We start from the raw sequence: 15,756 nt of genomic DNA, 5'->3' as shown, positions 1-15,756 counted from the left end.
GGGCTTGCAAGCAGACGGCCAAGGCGATATGGTTAAGAACAGGGGGTGTTCGAAACCATGCCGGAACCAATCAAAACATTTAACACCGCTGTGGAGGCCACGCTTGAGGTAATCGGCGGCAAGTGGAAGCCGGTGATCCTGTTTTTTCTTACCTTCGGCAAGAAACGCAACGGTGAGTTCAGGAGCCTGATGCCTGTTATTACCCAGAAGGTGCTGACCCAGCAGCTGAGAGAGCTGGAAGAGGACGGCGTTATCCAGCGGACTGTATTCAATGTAGTTCCGCCCAGAGTTGAGTACGAGCTGACCGATTACGGCTGGAGCCTCAAGGAAATTCTGCACCTGATGTGCAGATGGGGCGATGCCCATATTGAGCGGGTCTACGGTGATCAAGCCGCTGTACTGGCCCAGCCGCAAACGAAAGAATAAAGAAGCCTGACCCGGAAGAATGGGGTCAGGCTTTTCACGCTGTTTAGGGCTCAATGAATTATAAGGTTACGGGATGATTTTACGGCTGCGGAAGTCTGCAAAGATTCGCATGAACATCGCTTCTGTATCGATGAATTCATGGAATCCGAACCGCCGTGCCTTGCTTCCGTCGGCAAAAAAATCATAGTCCCAGGAGAAAACAAAATCTCCGAATCCCCATGAAGAAACGTCCTGGTAGCTGTTCGGCTCCAGCCCGTATTTCTCCACCATGCCATTCCACAGCTGTTCCTTATCCTTCATCACCACCGAGAGAGACATGGGCAGCAGCGGTGCGGTATCGAGCCCGAAAAAAGCTGCAACCTTCAGCCAGAGTTCATCCCAGCGGAACAGGTCGCCATTTGTAATGTTGAAGGCCTGATTGGCGCAGCGGGTGTCTGTCGCCGCCCACACTGTTGCCTGGGCAAGCAGGCCTGCATCCGTCATTTCCAGCAGACTATGGTAGGCACCCGGCTTTCCGGGGAACCGTAGCGGAAGTCCCAGTTCCTTCGAGATGGAGGCATAGACAGCGATGACCATAGCCAGATTCATCGGATTGCCAAGAGCGAAGCCGCAGACCACAGACGGCCGGATCGCTGACCAGGTCCAGGATTTGCCCAACTGCCGCTTCTCCAGGAAGTTCTGTTGATCGACATTGAATTCTGGCGGCATATGATTGGCATCTGTCTCCCGGGCAGGGGTCTTGAAGGGTCCCAGATGGGCTCCATACACCTTATAGCCCTGCATCAGGCTGATGTGCTGCAGATTATGGGCGCTGGACTCAATGGCTTCAACAACGTTCACCAGCATGGCCAGATTCGGAGGGACCAGTTCCGCCCAGGTTGGACGCTCCTGATAGGCGGCGTAAAAGATATGTGTCACCTCCGGCAGGGCCTCAAGCTTTCGCTGTGAGTCCTCAGGGCTCAGCAAATCGGCCGCGATATAGCGCACACGGCTTGTATTTTCTCCGCCCCGGCGTGAAATTCCGATAATGTCCCATTCAGGCAGGGTTACCAGGTATTCGATCAGATTGCGTCCGATCACTCCGTTCGCACCAACAACCAGTGCGGTTTTGCGTCCTGTTGCGTCATTTAGTCTCATAAAGGGGTTCTCTCCTTCAACTTGTGTATGCCCTCATTATGTCTGCTGGACAGGGGAGCGGATAGTACGCACTTTGAGGTTATATAGGCACCTGAAAGTAACAATGACTCCTTCGATGATTGTGCGGATTCCAAAAGTCATACGTAAAAGCACCCTTCCTTAAGGCACTGTGCCAAAAGAAAAGGTGCTGTTCAGATTGTGATATGCTTTAGCCGATATAGCGGAAATAATCCTGTTTGTTCAAAATGACGAAGCCGCAGCTTTCATACAGCTTCAGTGCATTAGGATTGTCGAGAGCCACTTCCAGATTCACACCGTTGTAATTGTGCCGTTCCCGTTCAATCGTCTGCAAAAGCGCGCTCCGGCCTATACCCAGTCCCCGCAGCTTCTTGTCCACCGTAAACCCGTAGATCCAGGTTTCGTTGTCCTCCGTCCATAGCCGCATCTTGCCGGCGGGCTGTCCATTCATTTCAATCACGATGTGTTCCTGCTGATTGTCATTCATCTGCAGTGTGTACATCTCTGCGGCGTCCTCCCGCGACATGTCGAATCCTCCGCAGTCCAGCTCGACCAGAATATCAGCATCTTCCTGGCGTGCAGGCCGCAGGACTATGGTTCCTGCAGCTGAACTGGCTTCGACGGAACCTTGCGGTACAGAAGTCCCATCCCATTTCATCTGATATTCCGCATGGTTGAATACCAGGGGCAGGGTCTTCAGATAACCGGCTGCCGAGGCCGAACTTGCCGGGGCATTAAGCAGCAGTGTTCTGATATTACTACGTTTGATGATGCTCTGTGCCCGTTCCCATAGCGAGGTGAAAATACCTCTGCGCCGGAACCCCGGCCGCACCATTCCGCAGATTTCCATTTCGCCGGCGAATCCGTACAGACCTATAAAACCAATCAGTTCTTCTTCCTCATAAGTTACCAGCCATTCGGCCCCGCCGGATTCTGGAGACATACGCAGCATGTCCCAATTCAGCTTCAGGCTGATTCCTTCATATTGCTCGCAGCGCTGCTGCAATTGCTCTATATCCTTTAATGTATCAGCAGTAGTCAAACGCATATCCTCCTGAAAATTTAATCCCGCAATGGTCTCAATAACCAGTTCAGCTGCTGAGAACATCCCCGTATTCCGCATGTTTCTTGAATTGATGTGCAGCATAAGGGCACTGGGGTACTATCTTAACCTGTTCGGCGCGGGCTTTATCCACAACCGCACGCACTAGCTTTTCACCGGCACCTTGGCCCCGCAGATCTTCGGAGACAAAGGTATGGTCAATAACCCAATTCCCTGTGGCCTCTTCCGTTCTGTATGTAATCTCGGCAAGGTCCTTACCGTCACCAGCAATATAAAAACGCCCTTCACCCTGTTCAATCTGTCCCATATTCTTCACTCCAATCAGGTTATTGTGATTATATTTTACTACCGTGATCTGGAAAAAGCGAGAAAATGGACATGCAGATGTATGTAATTAGGTTACACATATATAACTCTAAGGGTCAGATAATCTATATAACTTGCGCATGCTCTGTAAAATACCATAAGATTAAGACACTAACGCTGTGATGAATAGAAGTTGCATCAGGGGGAATGGCCATGGAGTATGAGGTTGAGGTTCAGTTTGAGCCGGTTTTTGAACTGGTATGCAGTATACATACGTTTATATGCAAGAAATCCAATAAGAAGATGGATCTGGGCGCCTCATGGTCCGCTGATGTGGCAGGCAGGCTTAGCCCGGAGCTGCTGTCCGCTCTGGACGAGACGGACCTCGGTAATGACTGGAAGCTGCTGAATCTGCTGATTCACCAATGTCCGGTGAAGGAGAGCGTAGATCAGGTGCTGGAATGGCTGGAGCATTTGCCGGTAGGAGAGATGTACGAGACACTTGCAGAATACGTCAGCGTGTTCCCGGTGCAAATGGATCAATTCCGCAGCCGGATGCATTTTCTGCTGTCCGAGTGGAACAGGCAATATTTCAGGGACTGTAGTCCGGAGATCAGCGGCAGGCTTCTTCAACACGCAAATGAACGAAGGCTGGAGCTGGACAGGAGTGCTGTGTCTGATTTTGTGAATAGGACAACGAACGGATTTTATTTTCTTCCGGTGGACGGACTGCGCAAGCTGGTGCTGATTCCGCAGTTTCATTTTCAGCCTGCCAATATTATTTACAGCTTCGGTCCGTTGACGATTTGCCATTATGCGGCGAGAGTCTCGGTAACAGACGAAGAGATTTCACCTTTTATGTACAGAACTTTGCGCAGTCTGGGAGAAAAAAGCCGTCTGAAGATTCTACAGTCACTGGGCGGCGGACGCAGAACCTTTACCGAAATCGCCAAGCAGGCTGGAATCTCCAAGGGGATTGTGCATGACCATATCTTCAGCCTGCGCTGTGCGGGCCTTCTGAATGCCTACATCGAGGGGGAGAACGTTACCGCCTACAGTCTTCGTCTGGAAGGAATCCACCGGATGAATGAGCAGCTGTTCGAATATTTAAAATAAGCTTACAGCCGTTTGAGCGGCGCTACATCAAGTCAAAGTGTTCTCTAAGAGAGAATGCTTTGGCTTTTTGTTTTGCAGATTTACGAATAAATTCTTTTTGTGAAGAAAAAATATTTAGTTCTCTCTTTACAGAACCACAATAAATTCCTATAATGTGAACTATCGGTCTTAAACATACTTAATGGGTAGGAATTGTAAGCATTAAAATTTGGAGAGAAAAGAGATGATTTTTTATGAGAAAAAGTACGCTTGTATTGTCCACGCTGCTGATTACAGGTTCAATGCTGCTTGCGGCCTGCTCGGACAATAACAACAGCAATGCGGCGTCGGGGAATACTCCGGCGTCTGCAACAGCTGACTCGGGCGGGACGGCTGGAACGGAGGCGACAGTATCCCCGGCGCCAGTATCAGCGGGTGCGCTAAGCGAACCTTTTACGGCAACGGATTTAACCAAGCTTCCGGCTGTAGCCCAGAACCGCACAGATACGATTATCGTTGGCCTTACGGATCCCAGCGGAGCATTTACACCTTATTTTCAGGAGAGCGGCTATGACGGCAATGTATCCTCACTGCTGTATGCTTCCCTGGTAACTGTGGATGACAAAGGGGTCCCAACGCCTGAGCTTGCCGAGAGCTGGGATGTATCGGATGATCAGCTTACATACACCTTCCACTTAAGAAAAGACTTGAAGTTCAGCGACGGTTCACCGCTAACAGCAGATGATGTAGCCTTTACCTGGACGATTCAATACGACAAAGCCTATGACGGCGGCTCCTCATTGCCTTCCCTGAATGTGAAGGGCGGCAAAGCCTATAAAGAGGGCACGGCCAAAACAGTCGAAGGCATCAAGGTCATTGATCCGCAGACGATCTCAGTGACACTGGAGAAGCCGAATGCGACGGCGCTGGTGACACTCGGCTCTAACGTGCTGTCCAAGGCTTACTATGGCAAGGACTATAAGTTCGGCCAACTGGACTATATCAAGAAGCTGCATGAGCACCCGCTTGGCGACGGACCTTACAAGCTGGAGAAATTCCTGCCTGGGCAGGAAGTGCGCCTTACGGCCAATGAGAATTATTTCAAAGGCAAACCTAAGACAGAGCATTTCATCTACAAAACATCGGAAGGCGATGTCTGGCAGTTCCTGGAGACCGGAGAGGTTGATTATGCCTCTTTCAGTGCCTCGGAAGAGAATATTGAGAAGCTGAAAGCACTTGGATTTGTGAACATCATTCCTTATACACCAAGCACTTATGGCTACATGCAAGTCAACCTCAAGCATGAGCAGCTTAAGGATAAAGAGGTCAGACAGGCGATTATGTACGGGCTTGATCGTCAGAGCATTTATGTTGATGCCCAGCAGGGAGCAGGCGCCATTGCCAATATTCCGGCTTCGCCAATCTCCTGGGCCTATACCGAGGAAGGCATTAATCCTTACAAATATGATCCGGAAAAAGCCAAACAACTGCTGGATGCAGCCGGCTGGACCGTAGGTGCAAATGGAATTCGCGAAAAAGGCGGCAAGCCGCTGTCCATCCATTATCTCGGCTCCAAAAGCAAGAACACCGATATTTTCATCGCTGTAGCCAAGGAGAATTTTGAAGCACTTGGCATTGAATTCCAGCCGGAGGTCTTTGCAGACTTCAACTCACTGGTGTCCAAGGTGGAAGGCGGAGACTATGATCTGGTATCCTTCTCGACCAGTATGCTGACCGATCCGGCGGACGGGTTCATGCAGTTCTTTGACGGGGAAATCACCGATTATGATAATCCGAAATTCCTTGAACTGTACAACAAAGCGCTTGCTACAACGGATATTGAACAGCGCAAGGCCGTATACAAGGAGCTGTACCAGCTTTTCAATGATGAGCTCCCGATTCTGTTCACCAGCTACAAAAAAACAGTCTATGCCTACAATGGACGCATCCAGAATCTAACGGTCAGCCCGTTCATCGGGCTTGCAGGAAGCCTGCCGGAGTGGACGCTGAAATAATTACACATTCGTCCCCTGCTTCAGCTGTCATGGGCAGGGGACGATCCATAAGGAGCGGGTCATGAGTACCTATCTGACGAAAAGACTGCTGTACATGCTCGTTATTCTGTTTGCGGCCTCGCTGCTGATCTTCTGTCTCTATGCCTCTACACCCGGGGATTTCATTACAGGAAATATTAAGCTGACTACGGAACGCAAGGCAGAACTGCGGGAAATCTACGGCCTCAACAAGCCGATGCTTGAACGCTACGGCATCTGGATGAACAATGCTTTTCACGGGGATTTCGGGTATTCGCTTGCCCAGCAGAAGCCGGTACTTCAGTTGTTCAACGATTATATTTGGAATTCTTTTTTGCTGGCCGCCGTGTCCACTTTTCTAACTTGGGTGATTGCGGTCATTGTGGGGGTAATCTCGGCCTATAAGCAGTATTCCTGGTTCGATACGCTGGTGATGGTGGCTATCTTTGCCGCAATGTCGCTGCCGTCCTTCTTTATCGGCTTATTCCTGATCAAGATTCTGGCTGTGGATCTGAAGTGGCTCCCGCCTGGCGGGATGATTACAACGGGCAGCAATGCCACGGGGCTGGCATATCTGGAGGAAGTGGTGCGGCATATGGCACTCCCGGTTGTGGTGATGACCTTGCTCGGCTTGGGCTCGCTAACCCGTTACTTCCGCAGCAATATGATTGATGTACTGAAGCAGGATTATATCCGCACAGCGCGGGCCAAAGGGCTGAAGGAGCGGAAGGTGCTGTTTACCCATGCCCTGCGCAATGCTCTGCTGCCGGCGATTACACTAGTCGGCTTCGAGCTCCCGGCACTGTTCGGCGGCTCGCTGATTATCGAGCAAATCTTCAACTGGCCGGGGATCGGCCAGCTGTATATGAAGTCCTTCGGGCTCCGTGATTATCCGCTGCTAATGGGCTTTACTATGTTTATTGCCATTCTGACCGTCATCGGAACGCTGCTCTCGGACATTTTGTACCGGGTTGCCGATCCGCGCGTCCGGTTATAGGGAGGGGGATGCCGTTTTGGAAGCTAACAGCAGGATGACCGAGCTGCGCGAACCACGGGTACAGAGGCAGAAGTCCTCATTGTTCAGACAGTCTCTGAGGAGGCTGATGAAGAACAAGCTGGCGGTTGCAGGTTTTGGAGTGGTTGTGTTTATGTTCGTCTTATGTTTTATCGGGCCATTCTTTTCACCATATACGAATAACAAAATTAATATGGCGCTGATGAACAAGGCGCCTAATCTGAAGCATTTACTAGGGACGGATGCACTTGGAAGGGACATTCTCACCCGGGTGATGCAGGCCGGACGGATTTCGCTCACCGTTGGCTTGGCTTCAATGGTGCTGTCTGTGTTCATTGGCGCTCTGCTCGGGGCAATAGCCGGTTATTACCGCGGCATCGCGGATCAGGTCATTATGCGGGTTGCCGATCTGTTGATGACGATTCCCAGTCTGCCGCTGCTTTTTATCTTCGGAGCGCTGCTCTCGGAATGGAAGGTACCTACGGATTACCGGATGTATATCGTCATGCTGATGCTCAGCATTGTAAATTGGCCGGGGCTTGCCCGGATGGTGCGGGGACAAATGCTCAGCCTGCGGGAACGCGAATTTATGCAGGCGGCGGTAGTGCTGGGCCTGCGGGACAGCCGGAAGCTGTTCCATCATCTGCTGCCGAATGTAGTTCCGCTGCTGATCGTCATGGCTACACTCAACATCGGCGGTGCGATATTAAGCGAATCAGTGTTAAGCTTTTTCGGGCTGGGCGTCATGCCGCCTACGCCGACCTGGGGCAACATGATTGATGCAGCGAACAATATGATTGATTTTCAGGATCATCCGTGGCTGTGGATTCCTCCCGGACTGTCCATTTTTGCCACAGTGATTGCCATTAATATATTCGGTGACGGCCTCAGAGACGTGCTTGATCCCAAACAGAAGAGGTAGGTGGCCAGCAGCTGATGAAGCATTTAATGAATATAGAAGGTCTCAGTACCGTTTTCTATACAGAAGAAGGGAAAGTAGCTGCCGTTGATCATGTAAGCTTTCAGGTCCGAGAAGGAGAAACGGTATGCATTGTTGGTGAATCCGGCTGTGGCAAGAGTGTAACCGCTATGTCGATCATGGGTCTTGTGGAAGCGCCAGGCGGGAAGGTGGCTGGAGGGAAGATCGATTTTGCGGGTGAAGATTTGCTGGGGATGGACCCGAATACACTGCGGGCGATCCGGGGCAATGAGATTGCCATGATCTTTCAGGAGCCAATGTCATCGCTGAATCCCGTGATGAAGATCGGGGAGCAGATCATGGAACCGCTGATGGTGCATCTGAAGCTGAACAAGAAACAAGCACGTCTCCGGGCCATAGAGCTGATCACGCAAGTTGGCATTGCGCGCCCGGATCAAATCGCTGACAGCTATCCCCATGAATTAAGTGGTGGAATGCTTCAGCGGATTATGATTGCCATTGCCATCTCCTGTAACCCGAAGCTGCTGATTGCCGATGAGCCGACCACAGCGCTTGATGTGACTATCCAGGCGCAGATTCTCGATATGCTGCGGGAATTTAAAGCAAGCGGAGGGATGTCTATTCTGCTCATTACCCACGATCTCGGCGTTGTAGCCGAAATGGCCGATTACGTGATCGTGATGTATTCCGGCAAAGTCGTTGAAGAGGGTGGAGTCGTGGAGCTGTTCAACAATCCCAAGCATCCCTATACAAAGGGGCTGCTGAAATCCAAACCGGTGGTGGGTCAGCGTTTGGAGGAGCTGTATTCGATTCCGGGCCAGGTGCCGAATCCGCTGGAGCTCGAGCCCTCCTGTTATTTCCATGACCGCTGCGAGCACTGTCTGCCCGTCTGCCGCAGCCGCCAGCCGCAGCTTAAGGAGCTGGACGGCGGACAGAAGGCAGCCTGCTGGCTGTATGAGGAGGCGGAAGTCCATGTCTGAGGCATTACTTGAAGTTAATCATCTGAAAAAATATTTTCCGGTTACAGAAGGGCTGCTGAACCGCACGGTCGGACAGGTGAAGGCCGTGGATGACATCAGTCTTACCCTTCAACCTGGTGAGACCTTCGGACTGGTCGGTGAATCAGGCAGCGGCAAAAGCACAGTAGGACGGACAATTCTGCGTCTGACCGAAAAGACAGCGGGTGAAGTGAAGTTCAAAGGGCAGGATATCCACAGCCTCTCCTCTGCAGAGCTTCGCCTGCTTCGGCCACAAATGCAGCTGATCTTCCAGGACCCTTATAGCGCGCTTAATCCGCGTGTACGGGTGGGTGATGCGATCGGTGAAGCCCTGCTGGACCATGGATTATGCTCCAGGCATGAGGTGCGGGAGCTGGTGCTGGAATCACTCGATGCCTGCGGCTTGTCCGCTTACCACATCGACCGCTTCCCGCATGAATTCTCCGGAGGGCAGCGCCAGCGGATCGGCATCGCCCGGGCACTCATTCTGAACCCGGATCTGATCATTGCCGACGAGCCGGTTTCGGCGCTGGATGTGTCGATTCAGGCCCAGATTATCAATCTGTTCAGCAAGCTGCAAAGAAGCAAGGGAATGGCCTACTTGTTCATCTCCCATGATCTGAGTGTGGTCGAGCATTTATGCTCCCGGATCGGCGTGATGTACCTTGGTTCCATGGTGGAGACCGCTTCCCGGGACGAACTGTTCCACAGCCCGCTGCATCCGTATACTAAGGCGTTGCTGTCTGCAGTGCCTGTGCCGATTCCTAGACTGAAACGGGAACGGATCGTGCTGAAAGGTGATATTCCGAGTCCGGCGAATCCGCCTTCCGGCTGCAAATTTCATACCCGTTGCCCGTTTGCCGTGGAGGTCTGTAAGGCGCAAACCCCTGTTTTTCGTGACGCCGGAGGCGGACATTTTGTGGCATGTCATTTGGTTTAGTTTAGATGAAAATGGATTAAAATTGAATAATACCCTATTTTGACTTGCTAGGTACGCAGTGCTATACTGATTCCAATGTAGGCCAATATGGTTAATAAGAGACTAATTAGACCTGCATATCTAATGGGTCTTTTTTTATTTTGTACCAAGAACCACGCAATGCAGCTAAGCTGACAAAACTTGGCGTATGCTTCCGGGGCAGTTTTTTCGAAGCTGATTCGCGGGTGTACCGCTAAAAAACTTTTAGGAGGAATATCATGAATACCACAGTACGTTTGACTGAAAGATCCGGCTCGACCTCTTCACAGCGGAGCAAAGGCTTTGTACCGGTTGTCGTCTACGGTGCAGGTTCAGATAGCCAGTCCTTTACAGCAGATGCGAAGACATTGAACGAAATACTCGGCAAAAACCCCCGGGCCATCCTTAAGGTGGAACTCCCGGACTCCGGCTCCAAAAACGTGGTGATCCAGGATGTGCAGCGCCAGCCGTTGTCCCGCAAGCTGCTGCATGTGGATCTTCACCAGATTGATATGAAGGCTGAACTGGTCACCAAGGTTGCTTTCCACTTCAGCGGAGATCCTGTAGGCGTGAAGAACGGCGGTATTCAGCAGGTAGAGCTGTATGAACTGGATATCCGCACCTTGCCGGACAAGCTGACCGCGACATTTGAAGTGGATATCACCGGCCTCGACATTGGGGACCAATTGCTGGTCTCGGATCTGCCGAAGCATGAAGGCTGGGAAGTGCTCACTCCTGAGGATACGCTGATTGTCCGTATTGCACCTCCTGTAGCACTGGAAGAACCTGCAGATACAGAAACGGATACACCGGCAGCTGCTGAAGCCTCCGGGGAAGCGAAGACTGAGGAATAAGCCTAATCACGATCACATGGGCGTACAAATATGCGTAGCTAACAGGAGCAGACATATCCTTGCCAAGGAGCTGTCTGCTCCTTTTTTGTTGTCAAAGGGCATTAGAATAGTCTGGAGGAATGAGCGGAAATCCTCCTGGGGGCGGAGGTCCGCTCTATTGATGTGGAATACAATCGGAAGTACAGGATGGGGACTTAAGGCATTCGGTCAATCAATAGAGGGGGTCAGGTTATGGATTAGGCAATGGCGGCAGATTTAGTGATTGCCGGGATAGGCGGAGCAGCTGGAGGAACATACAATCATGTGAATCTGGAGGGAGTAAGCCGGATCGGCGGTCCGGTTCGCGCCCGAACCTTCAAGGGGAACGGCCTCATGAGGCTTGGGGGAAGCCTTACCGTAGATGAAATGGAGACGAACGGTGATCTCAAAGTAGGCGGAGGCCTACAGATTGGAACGATGAGACATGACGGGCTCCTGAAAATGGATGGCGGCCTGCGAGGAGAAAACTGTACACTGAACGGGGTAATTAGTATCAAAGGAGACTGTGAGCTGCGGAATTTCACGGTTGAGGGTTCAGTTACCATCAGCGGCATCCTTAGCGCAGTGCGTATGGAGCTTGTGCTGCAGGGGCAGACCCGAGTGAAGAAGATTGGGGTAGAGAGCCTGGTGGTCCGCAAGGCAGGCTTGGGGGTCTGGAGTAAGCTTGCAGGTGGCGTTATACCAAAACTTAGGGCAGAGCTTCAGACAAGTGTAATTGAAGGGGATTTTATTGATTTGGAGAATACAACAGCGGAAGTGGTAAGAGGTGCCATAGTTATTGTCGGAGAAGGCTGCAGCATCGGCCGGGTGGAGTACCGTGACGGATTAACCGTGCACCCTGGAGCCACAGTAGGGATGGGGGTGAAGACTGGTGAATGAAACAGAAGAGCGGACAAATCTGAAAGTGCTGGGGAATTCAACCTCAGCAGGTGGATACTTCCTGGACGTGAAGGTGACCGGGGAATGCACATTTAATGGCGATGTGGATTGTAGGAAAATGAAGCTGATGGGCGAAACCGAGGTCAATGGCAGTCTGGTTATGGAGAGTATGAAGCTTACTGGTGAATGTGCCATAAAGGGTAGCATTGAGGGTGAGTCCATGCGTGGACAAGGGGACATCAAGGCTGCAAGTATTCATGTGGAAGGTATTGATTTCACTGGAAATCTTTGTGTCACAGGCGATTGCGATGCAGAGGACATACACATCAGCGGTGCACTTCAGGTGGATGGACTGCTGAGCGCAGAGACACTGGAGATATCGCTGTTCGGTCCCAGCAAGGCAGCCGAAGTCGGAGGCGGAAGCATCAAGATCAAACGCAGTCTTGGCGGAAAGCTGATTCGTCCGGGATTTCCGGGGAGACTGCGCTTTACCGCGGGCCTGATCGAAGGGGATCAGGTGGAGCTTCAGGGGACGACAGCAGGAACAGTCAGAGGCGGAAGTGTCATCATTGGTACCGGCTGTGAAATAGACATAGTGGAATACCGTGATTTTCTGGATATTCATAGGAATGCTACAGTAAGGAAGCAAGTGAAGCTATAAAGAATCCATTAGAATCAAGGGATAAGGAGTGGAACCTGTGAGCTCAGCCTCAAAAACACCCAATCTGGGCATTGTTATTGCCGGTTTGTTGTTAGGTATACTTATGGCTTCTATGGACAGTACGATTGTCGCCACGGCGATGGGCAACATTGTCGGCGAGCTGGGCGGGATGGACAAATTTGTCTGGGTCACCTCGGCGTACCTGGTTGCCGAAATGGCGGGAATGCCCATCTTCGGCAAGCTGTCGGATATGTACGGCCGCAAAAAGTTTTTTATCTTTGGAATTATTGTATTTATGGCCGGCTCGGCCTTATGTGGTACTGCCGAAACCATTACCCAACTGGCCGCTTACCGGGCCATTCAGGGAATAGGCGGCGGCGCGCTGGTACCGATTGCCTTTGCCATTATGTTCGATGCGGTCCCGCTGGAGGCACGCGGTAAGCTTGGCGGTGCTTTTGGAGCGGTGTTCGGACTTTCCAGCATCTTCGGTCCCCTGCTTGGAGCTTATATTACAGATCATATTGCCTGGCAGTGGGTCTTCTACATCAACTTACCGCTTGGATTAGTTGCTTTGGTTATGGTCGTGGGCTTCTACCGTGAATCGGTGGAGCATTCGAAACAGCCCATTGACTGGCTGGGGGCAGGAACACTGCTTGGTGCAGTGATCAGCTTAATGTTCGCTCTGGAGCTGGGCGGCAAAGAATACGCCTGGAGCTCCGGGCGGATACTGGGCTTGTTCGCAGCGTTTGCCGTCCTTACGGTGCTGTTTCTGTTCGCAGAGACGAAGGCAAAGGAGCCCATTATTTCTTTTGCCTTGTTTCGGCAAAGACTGTATGCAACCAGTATTCTGTGCGCCTTGTTCAGCGGTGCTGCCTTTATCGCCGCCTCGGTCTATATCCCCATTTTCATCCAAGGTGTGCTTGGCGGATCGGCTACGAATTCAGGGCTGGTACTGCTGCCTATGATGGTCGCCTCGGTCATCACAGCCTCAACTGGCGGTTTCCTGATGGCCAAAACCAGCTACCGCAGCCTGATGGTGCCGACACTGGCCCTGCTTGTACTGGGTACGGGACTTGTAGCAACGCTTGCGCCCGATGCCTCGCGCCTCCTCCTGACGCTGTACATGATCCTCATTGGACTCGGTGTCGGGGCATCCTTCTCGGTGCTCGGAACAGCAGCGATCCATGGCCTGACGCCGCAGCAGCGAGGTTCGGCCAGCGCAACCATGAACTTTATCCGTTCACTCGGCATGACCATTGGAATCACGACCTTCGGGATCATTCAGAGCCATTATCTCAGCTCAAAGCTGTTAACTGAGATAGGATGGTGGAGCGGAGGAGATCCCTCAGGCGGCCCACTCAATTTTAAGGACCCGCATGCGCTGCTGTCCCCTGAGACCCGGGCTCAGATTCAACCGGAAATTCTGGACAAAATTACTAAGGGTCTGTCTTTCTCCATAACTACTACTTTCGCTTGGGCTGTCATACCAGCCCTGCTGGCGCTGCTGGCGGCATGCTTCATGGGCCGCCAGAGAATGGATGCTTCAGCGGAGGGGAAGGTACCTTCCGGACACTGAGACTGCCTGCGAAGCTAACCTTCGGAGAACGCTCTTATCCAGGCTGCTACTCCTCCCGTGAAACCAGAAAACGCAGGACGGTCTTCAGCTTCTCCGGCTGCGTTCTGCGGGCATCCGAGATATATATTTCCCGGTGGGTCTTGGAGATCCGCCGAAGTCCTTGCTGCGCGCAATATTGCTCCATCTTGCTGAAGCTCGCCGGCTCATTATCGTAGGGTCCCGAATGCAGCATTTGTACACAAAGACCGTCTTCGTAGCTCCCGAAGGTGGCCCTATCCAGTAACGGCTGCGGCTTCGTGCGCTTAACCTTATCTACAATTTCGGCAGCAAGGGCAGGTGTGACAAAGTCCGGCTGCCGGATCATTATGGTGTAGACCAGCTCGTCCTTGTCGAGTCCTGCCTTCAAGCGTCCTTGTTCACTGAGATCCCATACACCTTCCAGGGGGAAGATGCTATATTCATGGTAGCCTTCGGGTGCCGGACCTTTTTTGGGCAGCATCTTGATGGCATAAGATAGGGAATACAGCACTCCAACCGCCTCAGCGAACGCTTCACTGTTAGGATTGCCTTCACCTGACAGCATGAAGTATGGATAGGCGGGCACCGTTATCAGCGCAGGTTCTGGTGGGGGCAGATAGAATGCTTTTTCTTGTTTTTTCCACTCGTATTTCATGGATAACCCTCCGTAGTTTATAGCGGCTGGCCGCTATGATGTATGATTGCCTTCAGAATACCATGCCAAACTGGACAGGTGTCTGTCATATTCATTGAAAGTGGATAATTAAACTCTGTGAAGGTAAAATGGAAAAGAAAGTGTCATATTCTGGAGTGAATGAGGAGGATATCCATTGATCATACAGGCTGAACTGGTGCTGAACGCCCAAGCGGAACTTGGCGAGGGTGCCCATTGGGACCCTGAGGCAGGAAAGTTGTTGTGGGTAAATATTGAAGGGAAGCAGCTGCGGATTGTTGATTCCCGGACGCAGAATGAGAAGATCTATACCTTCACGCAAATGATCAGTGCGGCTGTTCCATCCGTGGATGGCGGCTGGGCAGTGGCCCTGCAGGACGGGATTTACAAATTTCAAGAAGACGGGTCGTTGGAATTACTGGCCGCGGTGGAGAAAGAGCTTGCCGGGAACCGGTTAAACGATGCCAAATGCGACAGCAAGGGCAGGTTGTGGTTCGGCTCCATGAGTATGGAGGACAAGCGGGATGCTGGAAGCTTATATGTGATGGAGCCGGAAGGCGAAGTGCGTAAGGTGCTGTCAGGTATCGGCATCTCCAATGGCATGGCCTGGGACGACAGCCGCGGTCTGATGTATTACATTGATACCTTGACCCGGGGAGTCGATGTAATGGACTATGATCTGCAGAACGGCACTGTAACCGGACGCAGAACTGTGGTGCAGTTCCCGGAAGGCGCAGGCGGACCGGATGGAATGACCATTGACAGCGAGGGAATGATCTGGGTCGCCCATTGGAACGGCAACTGTGTCTCTCGCTGGAATCCGCACACCGGGGAGCAGATCGGGAAGATCGAAGTGCCCGTACCGTTCGTGACCTCGTGTGCCTTCGGAGGTGAACATCTGGACGAGTTATATATTACCACTGCCCGGGTTGGCATGAGTGCTGAGGAGCTGCAACGCTGGCCGTTAGCCGGCGGATTGTTCAAGGCGGACGCGGGCGTGAAGGGAGTTAAGGGCAACCGTTTTGCAGGCTGAGATGCACTGCGGGAAGCCGTCCATCCGGCTCTCC

Annotated in this window: 16 protein-coding genes; 12 read left to right on the top strand and 4 right to left on the bottom strand. The window is 52.0% G+C overall.

All coding sequences use genetic code 11. The features are described from left to right. Positions 1-57 precede the first annotated feature (57 nt). Positions 58-426, top strand: coding sequence for a winged helix-turn-helix transcriptional regulator (locus A3849_RS31320; RefSeq protein WP_074114940.1), 369 nt, complete (start codon positions 58-60; stop codon positions 424-426). 66 nt (positions 427-492) lie between these two features. On the opposite strand, the gene A3849_RS31315 is transcribed toward A3849_RS31320, so the two are convergent. The 3 genes from A3849_RS31315 to A3849_RS31305 form a co-directional block, all read right to left on the bottom strand. Next, complete coding sequence (locus A3849_RS31315) at positions 493-1,563, bottom strand: SDR family oxidoreductase (protein WP_074114939.1); 1,071 nt, start codon at positions 1,561-1,563, stop codon at positions 493-495. A gap of 208 nt (positions 1,564-1,771) precedes the next feature. Beyond that, positions 1,772-2,623 carry a GNAT family N-acetyltransferase gene (locus tag A3849_RS31310; protein ID WP_178382867.1) on the bottom strand — a complete coding sequence of 284 codons (852 nt, stop codon included), beginning with the start codon at positions 2,621-2,623 and terminating at the stop codon, positions 1,772-1,774. Between the two features lie 49 nt (positions 2,624-2,672). Next, the gene (locus tag A3849_RS31305) at positions 2,673-2,951 is read right to left on the bottom strand and encodes a GNAT family N-acetyltransferase (protein WP_074101364.1); all 279 of its coding nucleotides are present in this window, start codon (positions 2,949-2,951) and stop codon (positions 2,673-2,675) included. 212 nt (positions 2,952-3,163) lie between these two features. Between A3849_RS31305 and A3849_RS31300 the strand changes: the two genes are divergently transcribed. The 10 genes from A3849_RS31300 to A3849_RS31255 all read left to right on the top strand — a co-directional run bounded on the left by A3849_RS31300 (position 3,164) and on the right by A3849_RS31255 (position 13,998). Then, positions 3,164-4,066: an ArsR/SmtB family transcription factor gene (locus tag A3849_RS31300; RefSeq protein WP_074114938.1), complete on the top strand. Its 903-nt coding sequence runs from the start codon at positions 3,164-3,166 to the stop codon at positions 4,064-4,066. Between the two features lie 233 nt (positions 4,067-4,299). Then, the gene (locus tag A3849_RS31295) at positions 4,300-6,060 is read left to right on the top strand and encodes an ABC transporter substrate-binding protein (RefSeq protein ID WP_074114937.1); all 1,761 of its coding nucleotides are present in this window, start codon (positions 4,300-4,302) and stop codon (positions 6,058-6,060) included. 61 nt (positions 6,061-6,121) lie between these two features. Then, the gene (locus A3849_RS31290) at positions 6,122-7,075 is read left to right on the top strand and encodes an ABC transporter permease (protein WP_074114936.1); all 954 of its coding nucleotides are present in this window, start codon (positions 6,122-6,124) and stop codon (positions 7,073-7,075) included. Positions 7,076-7,109: 34 nt separating this feature from the next. Next, positions 7,110-8,015 carry an oligopeptide ABC transporter permease gene (opp4C, locus tag A3849_RS31285; RefSeq protein ID WP_074115044.1) on the top strand — a complete coding sequence of 302 codons (906 nt, stop codon included), beginning with the start codon at positions 7,110-7,112 and terminating at the stop codon, positions 8,013-8,015. Positions 8,016-8,029: 14 nt separating this feature from the next. Further along, positions 8,030-9,013 (top strand): ABC transporter ATP-binding protein, encoded by a 984-nt coding sequence (locus tag A3849_RS31280; RefSeq protein ID WP_074114935.1) that lies wholly within the window; start codon positions 8,030-8,032, stop codon positions 9,011-9,013. Further along, positions 9,006-9,971 (top strand): ABC transporter ATP-binding protein, encoded by a 966-nt coding sequence (locus A3849_RS31275; RefSeq protein ID WP_074087719.1) that lies wholly within the window; start codon positions 9,006-9,008, stop codon positions 9,969-9,971. The genes A3849_RS31280 and A3849_RS31275 overlap by 8 nt, the downstream gene beginning before the upstream one ends. A gap of 257 nt (positions 9,972-10,228) precedes the next feature. Then, on the top strand, positions 10,229-10,843 hold the full coding sequence (locus A3849_RS31270) for a 50S ribosomal protein L25 (protein ID WP_074114934.1): 615 nt from the start codon (positions 10,229-10,231) through the stop codon (positions 10,841-10,843). A gap of 243 nt (positions 10,844-11,086) precedes the next feature. Then, positions 11,087-11,761, top strand: coding sequence for a hypothetical protein (locus A3849_RS31265; RefSeq protein WP_074114933.1), 675 nt, complete (start codon positions 11,087-11,089; stop codon positions 11,759-11,761). After that, complete coding sequence (locus A3849_RS31260; protein WP_074114932.1) at positions 11,754-12,422, top strand: hypothetical protein; 669 nt, start codon at positions 11,754-11,756, stop codon at positions 12,420-12,422. Before A3849_RS31265 ends, A3849_RS31260 begins: the two co-directional genes overlap by 8 nt. A 103-nt stretch (positions 12,423-12,525) precedes the next feature. Further along, complete coding sequence (locus A3849_RS31255) at positions 12,526-13,998, top strand: MDR family MFS transporter (protein WP_083613765.1); 1,473 nt, start codon at positions 12,526-12,528, stop codon at positions 13,996-13,998. A gap of 46 nt (positions 13,999-14,044) precedes the next feature. Here the strand turns inward: A3849_RS31255 and A3849_RS31250 are convergent, their stop codons facing one another. Further along, positions 14,045-14,671, bottom strand: coding sequence for a GyrI-like domain-containing protein (locus A3849_RS31250; protein ID WP_074114930.1), 627 nt, complete (start codon positions 14,669-14,671; stop codon positions 14,045-14,047). A 175-nt stretch (positions 14,672-14,846) separates the two neighbouring features. On the opposite strand from A3849_RS31250, the gene A3849_RS31245 reads away from it, so the two are divergent. Continuing rightward, positions 14,847-15,722, top strand: a complete 876-nt coding sequence (locus A3849_RS31245) for an SMP-30/gluconolactonase/LRE family protein (RefSeq protein WP_083613758.1) — start codon at positions 14,847-14,849, stop codon at positions 15,720-15,722. The last annotated feature ends 34 nt before the right edge of the window (positions 15,723-15,756 follow it).

Source organism: Paenibacillus sp. P46E, assembly GCF_001909095.1.
Lineage (GTDB): Bacteria > Bacillota > Bacilli > Paenibacillales > Paenibacillaceae > Paenibacillus_AQ > Paenibacillus_AQ helianthi.
Note: the sequence above shows the minus strand (reverse complement) of the source record. Positions and strands in the feature narration are given on the sequence as shown.

Coding starts and splice junctions, on each gene's coding strand:
- A3849_RS31320 (WP_074114940.1), top strand. CDS start 58: ATGCCGGAACCAATCAAAACATTTAACACCGCTGTGGAGGCCACGCTT.
- A3849_RS31315 (WP_074114939.1), bottom strand. CDS start 1,563: ATGAGACTAAATGACGCAACAGGACGCAAAACCGCACTGGTTGTTGGT.
- A3849_RS31305 (WP_074101364.1), bottom strand. CDS start 2,951: ATGGGACAGATTGAACAGGGTGAAGGGCGTTTTTATATTGCTGGTGAC.
- A3849_RS31300 (WP_074114938.1), top strand. CDS start 3,164: ATGGAGTATGAGGTTGAGGTTCAGTTTGAGCCGGTTTTTGAACTGGTA.
- A3849_RS31295 (WP_074114937.1), top strand. CDS start 4,300: ATGAGAAAAAGTACGCTTGTATTGTCCACGCTGCTGATTACAGGTTCA.
- A3849_RS31290 (WP_074114936.1), top strand. CDS start 6,122: ATGAGTACCTATCTGACGAAAAGACTGCTGTACATGCTCGTTATTCTG.
- opp4C (WP_074115044.1), top strand. CDS start 7,110: ATGACCGAGCTGCGCGAACCACGGGTACAGAGGCAGAAGTCCTCATTG.
- A3849_RS31280 (WP_074114935.1), top strand. CDS start 8,030: ATGAAGCATTTAATGAATATAGAAGGTCTCAGTACCGTTTTCTATACA.
- A3849_RS31275 (WP_074087719.1), top strand. CDS start 9,006: ATGTCTGAGGCATTACTTGAAGTTAATCATCTGAAAAAATATTTTCCG.
- A3849_RS31270 (WP_074114934.1), top strand. CDS start 10,229: ATGAATACCACAGTACGTTTGACTGAAAGATCCGGCTCGACCTCTTCA.
- A3849_RS31265 (WP_074114933.1), top strand. CDS start 11,087: ATGGCGGCAGATTTAGTGATTGCCGGGATAGGCGGAGCAGCTGGAGGA.
- A3849_RS31255 (WP_083613765.1), top strand. CDS start 12,526: ATGGCTTCTATGGACAGTACGATTGTCGCCACGGCGATGGGCAACATT.
- A3849_RS31250 (WP_074114930.1), bottom strand. CDS start 14,671: ATGAAATACGAGTGGAAAAAACAAGAAAAAGCATTCTATCTGCCCCCA.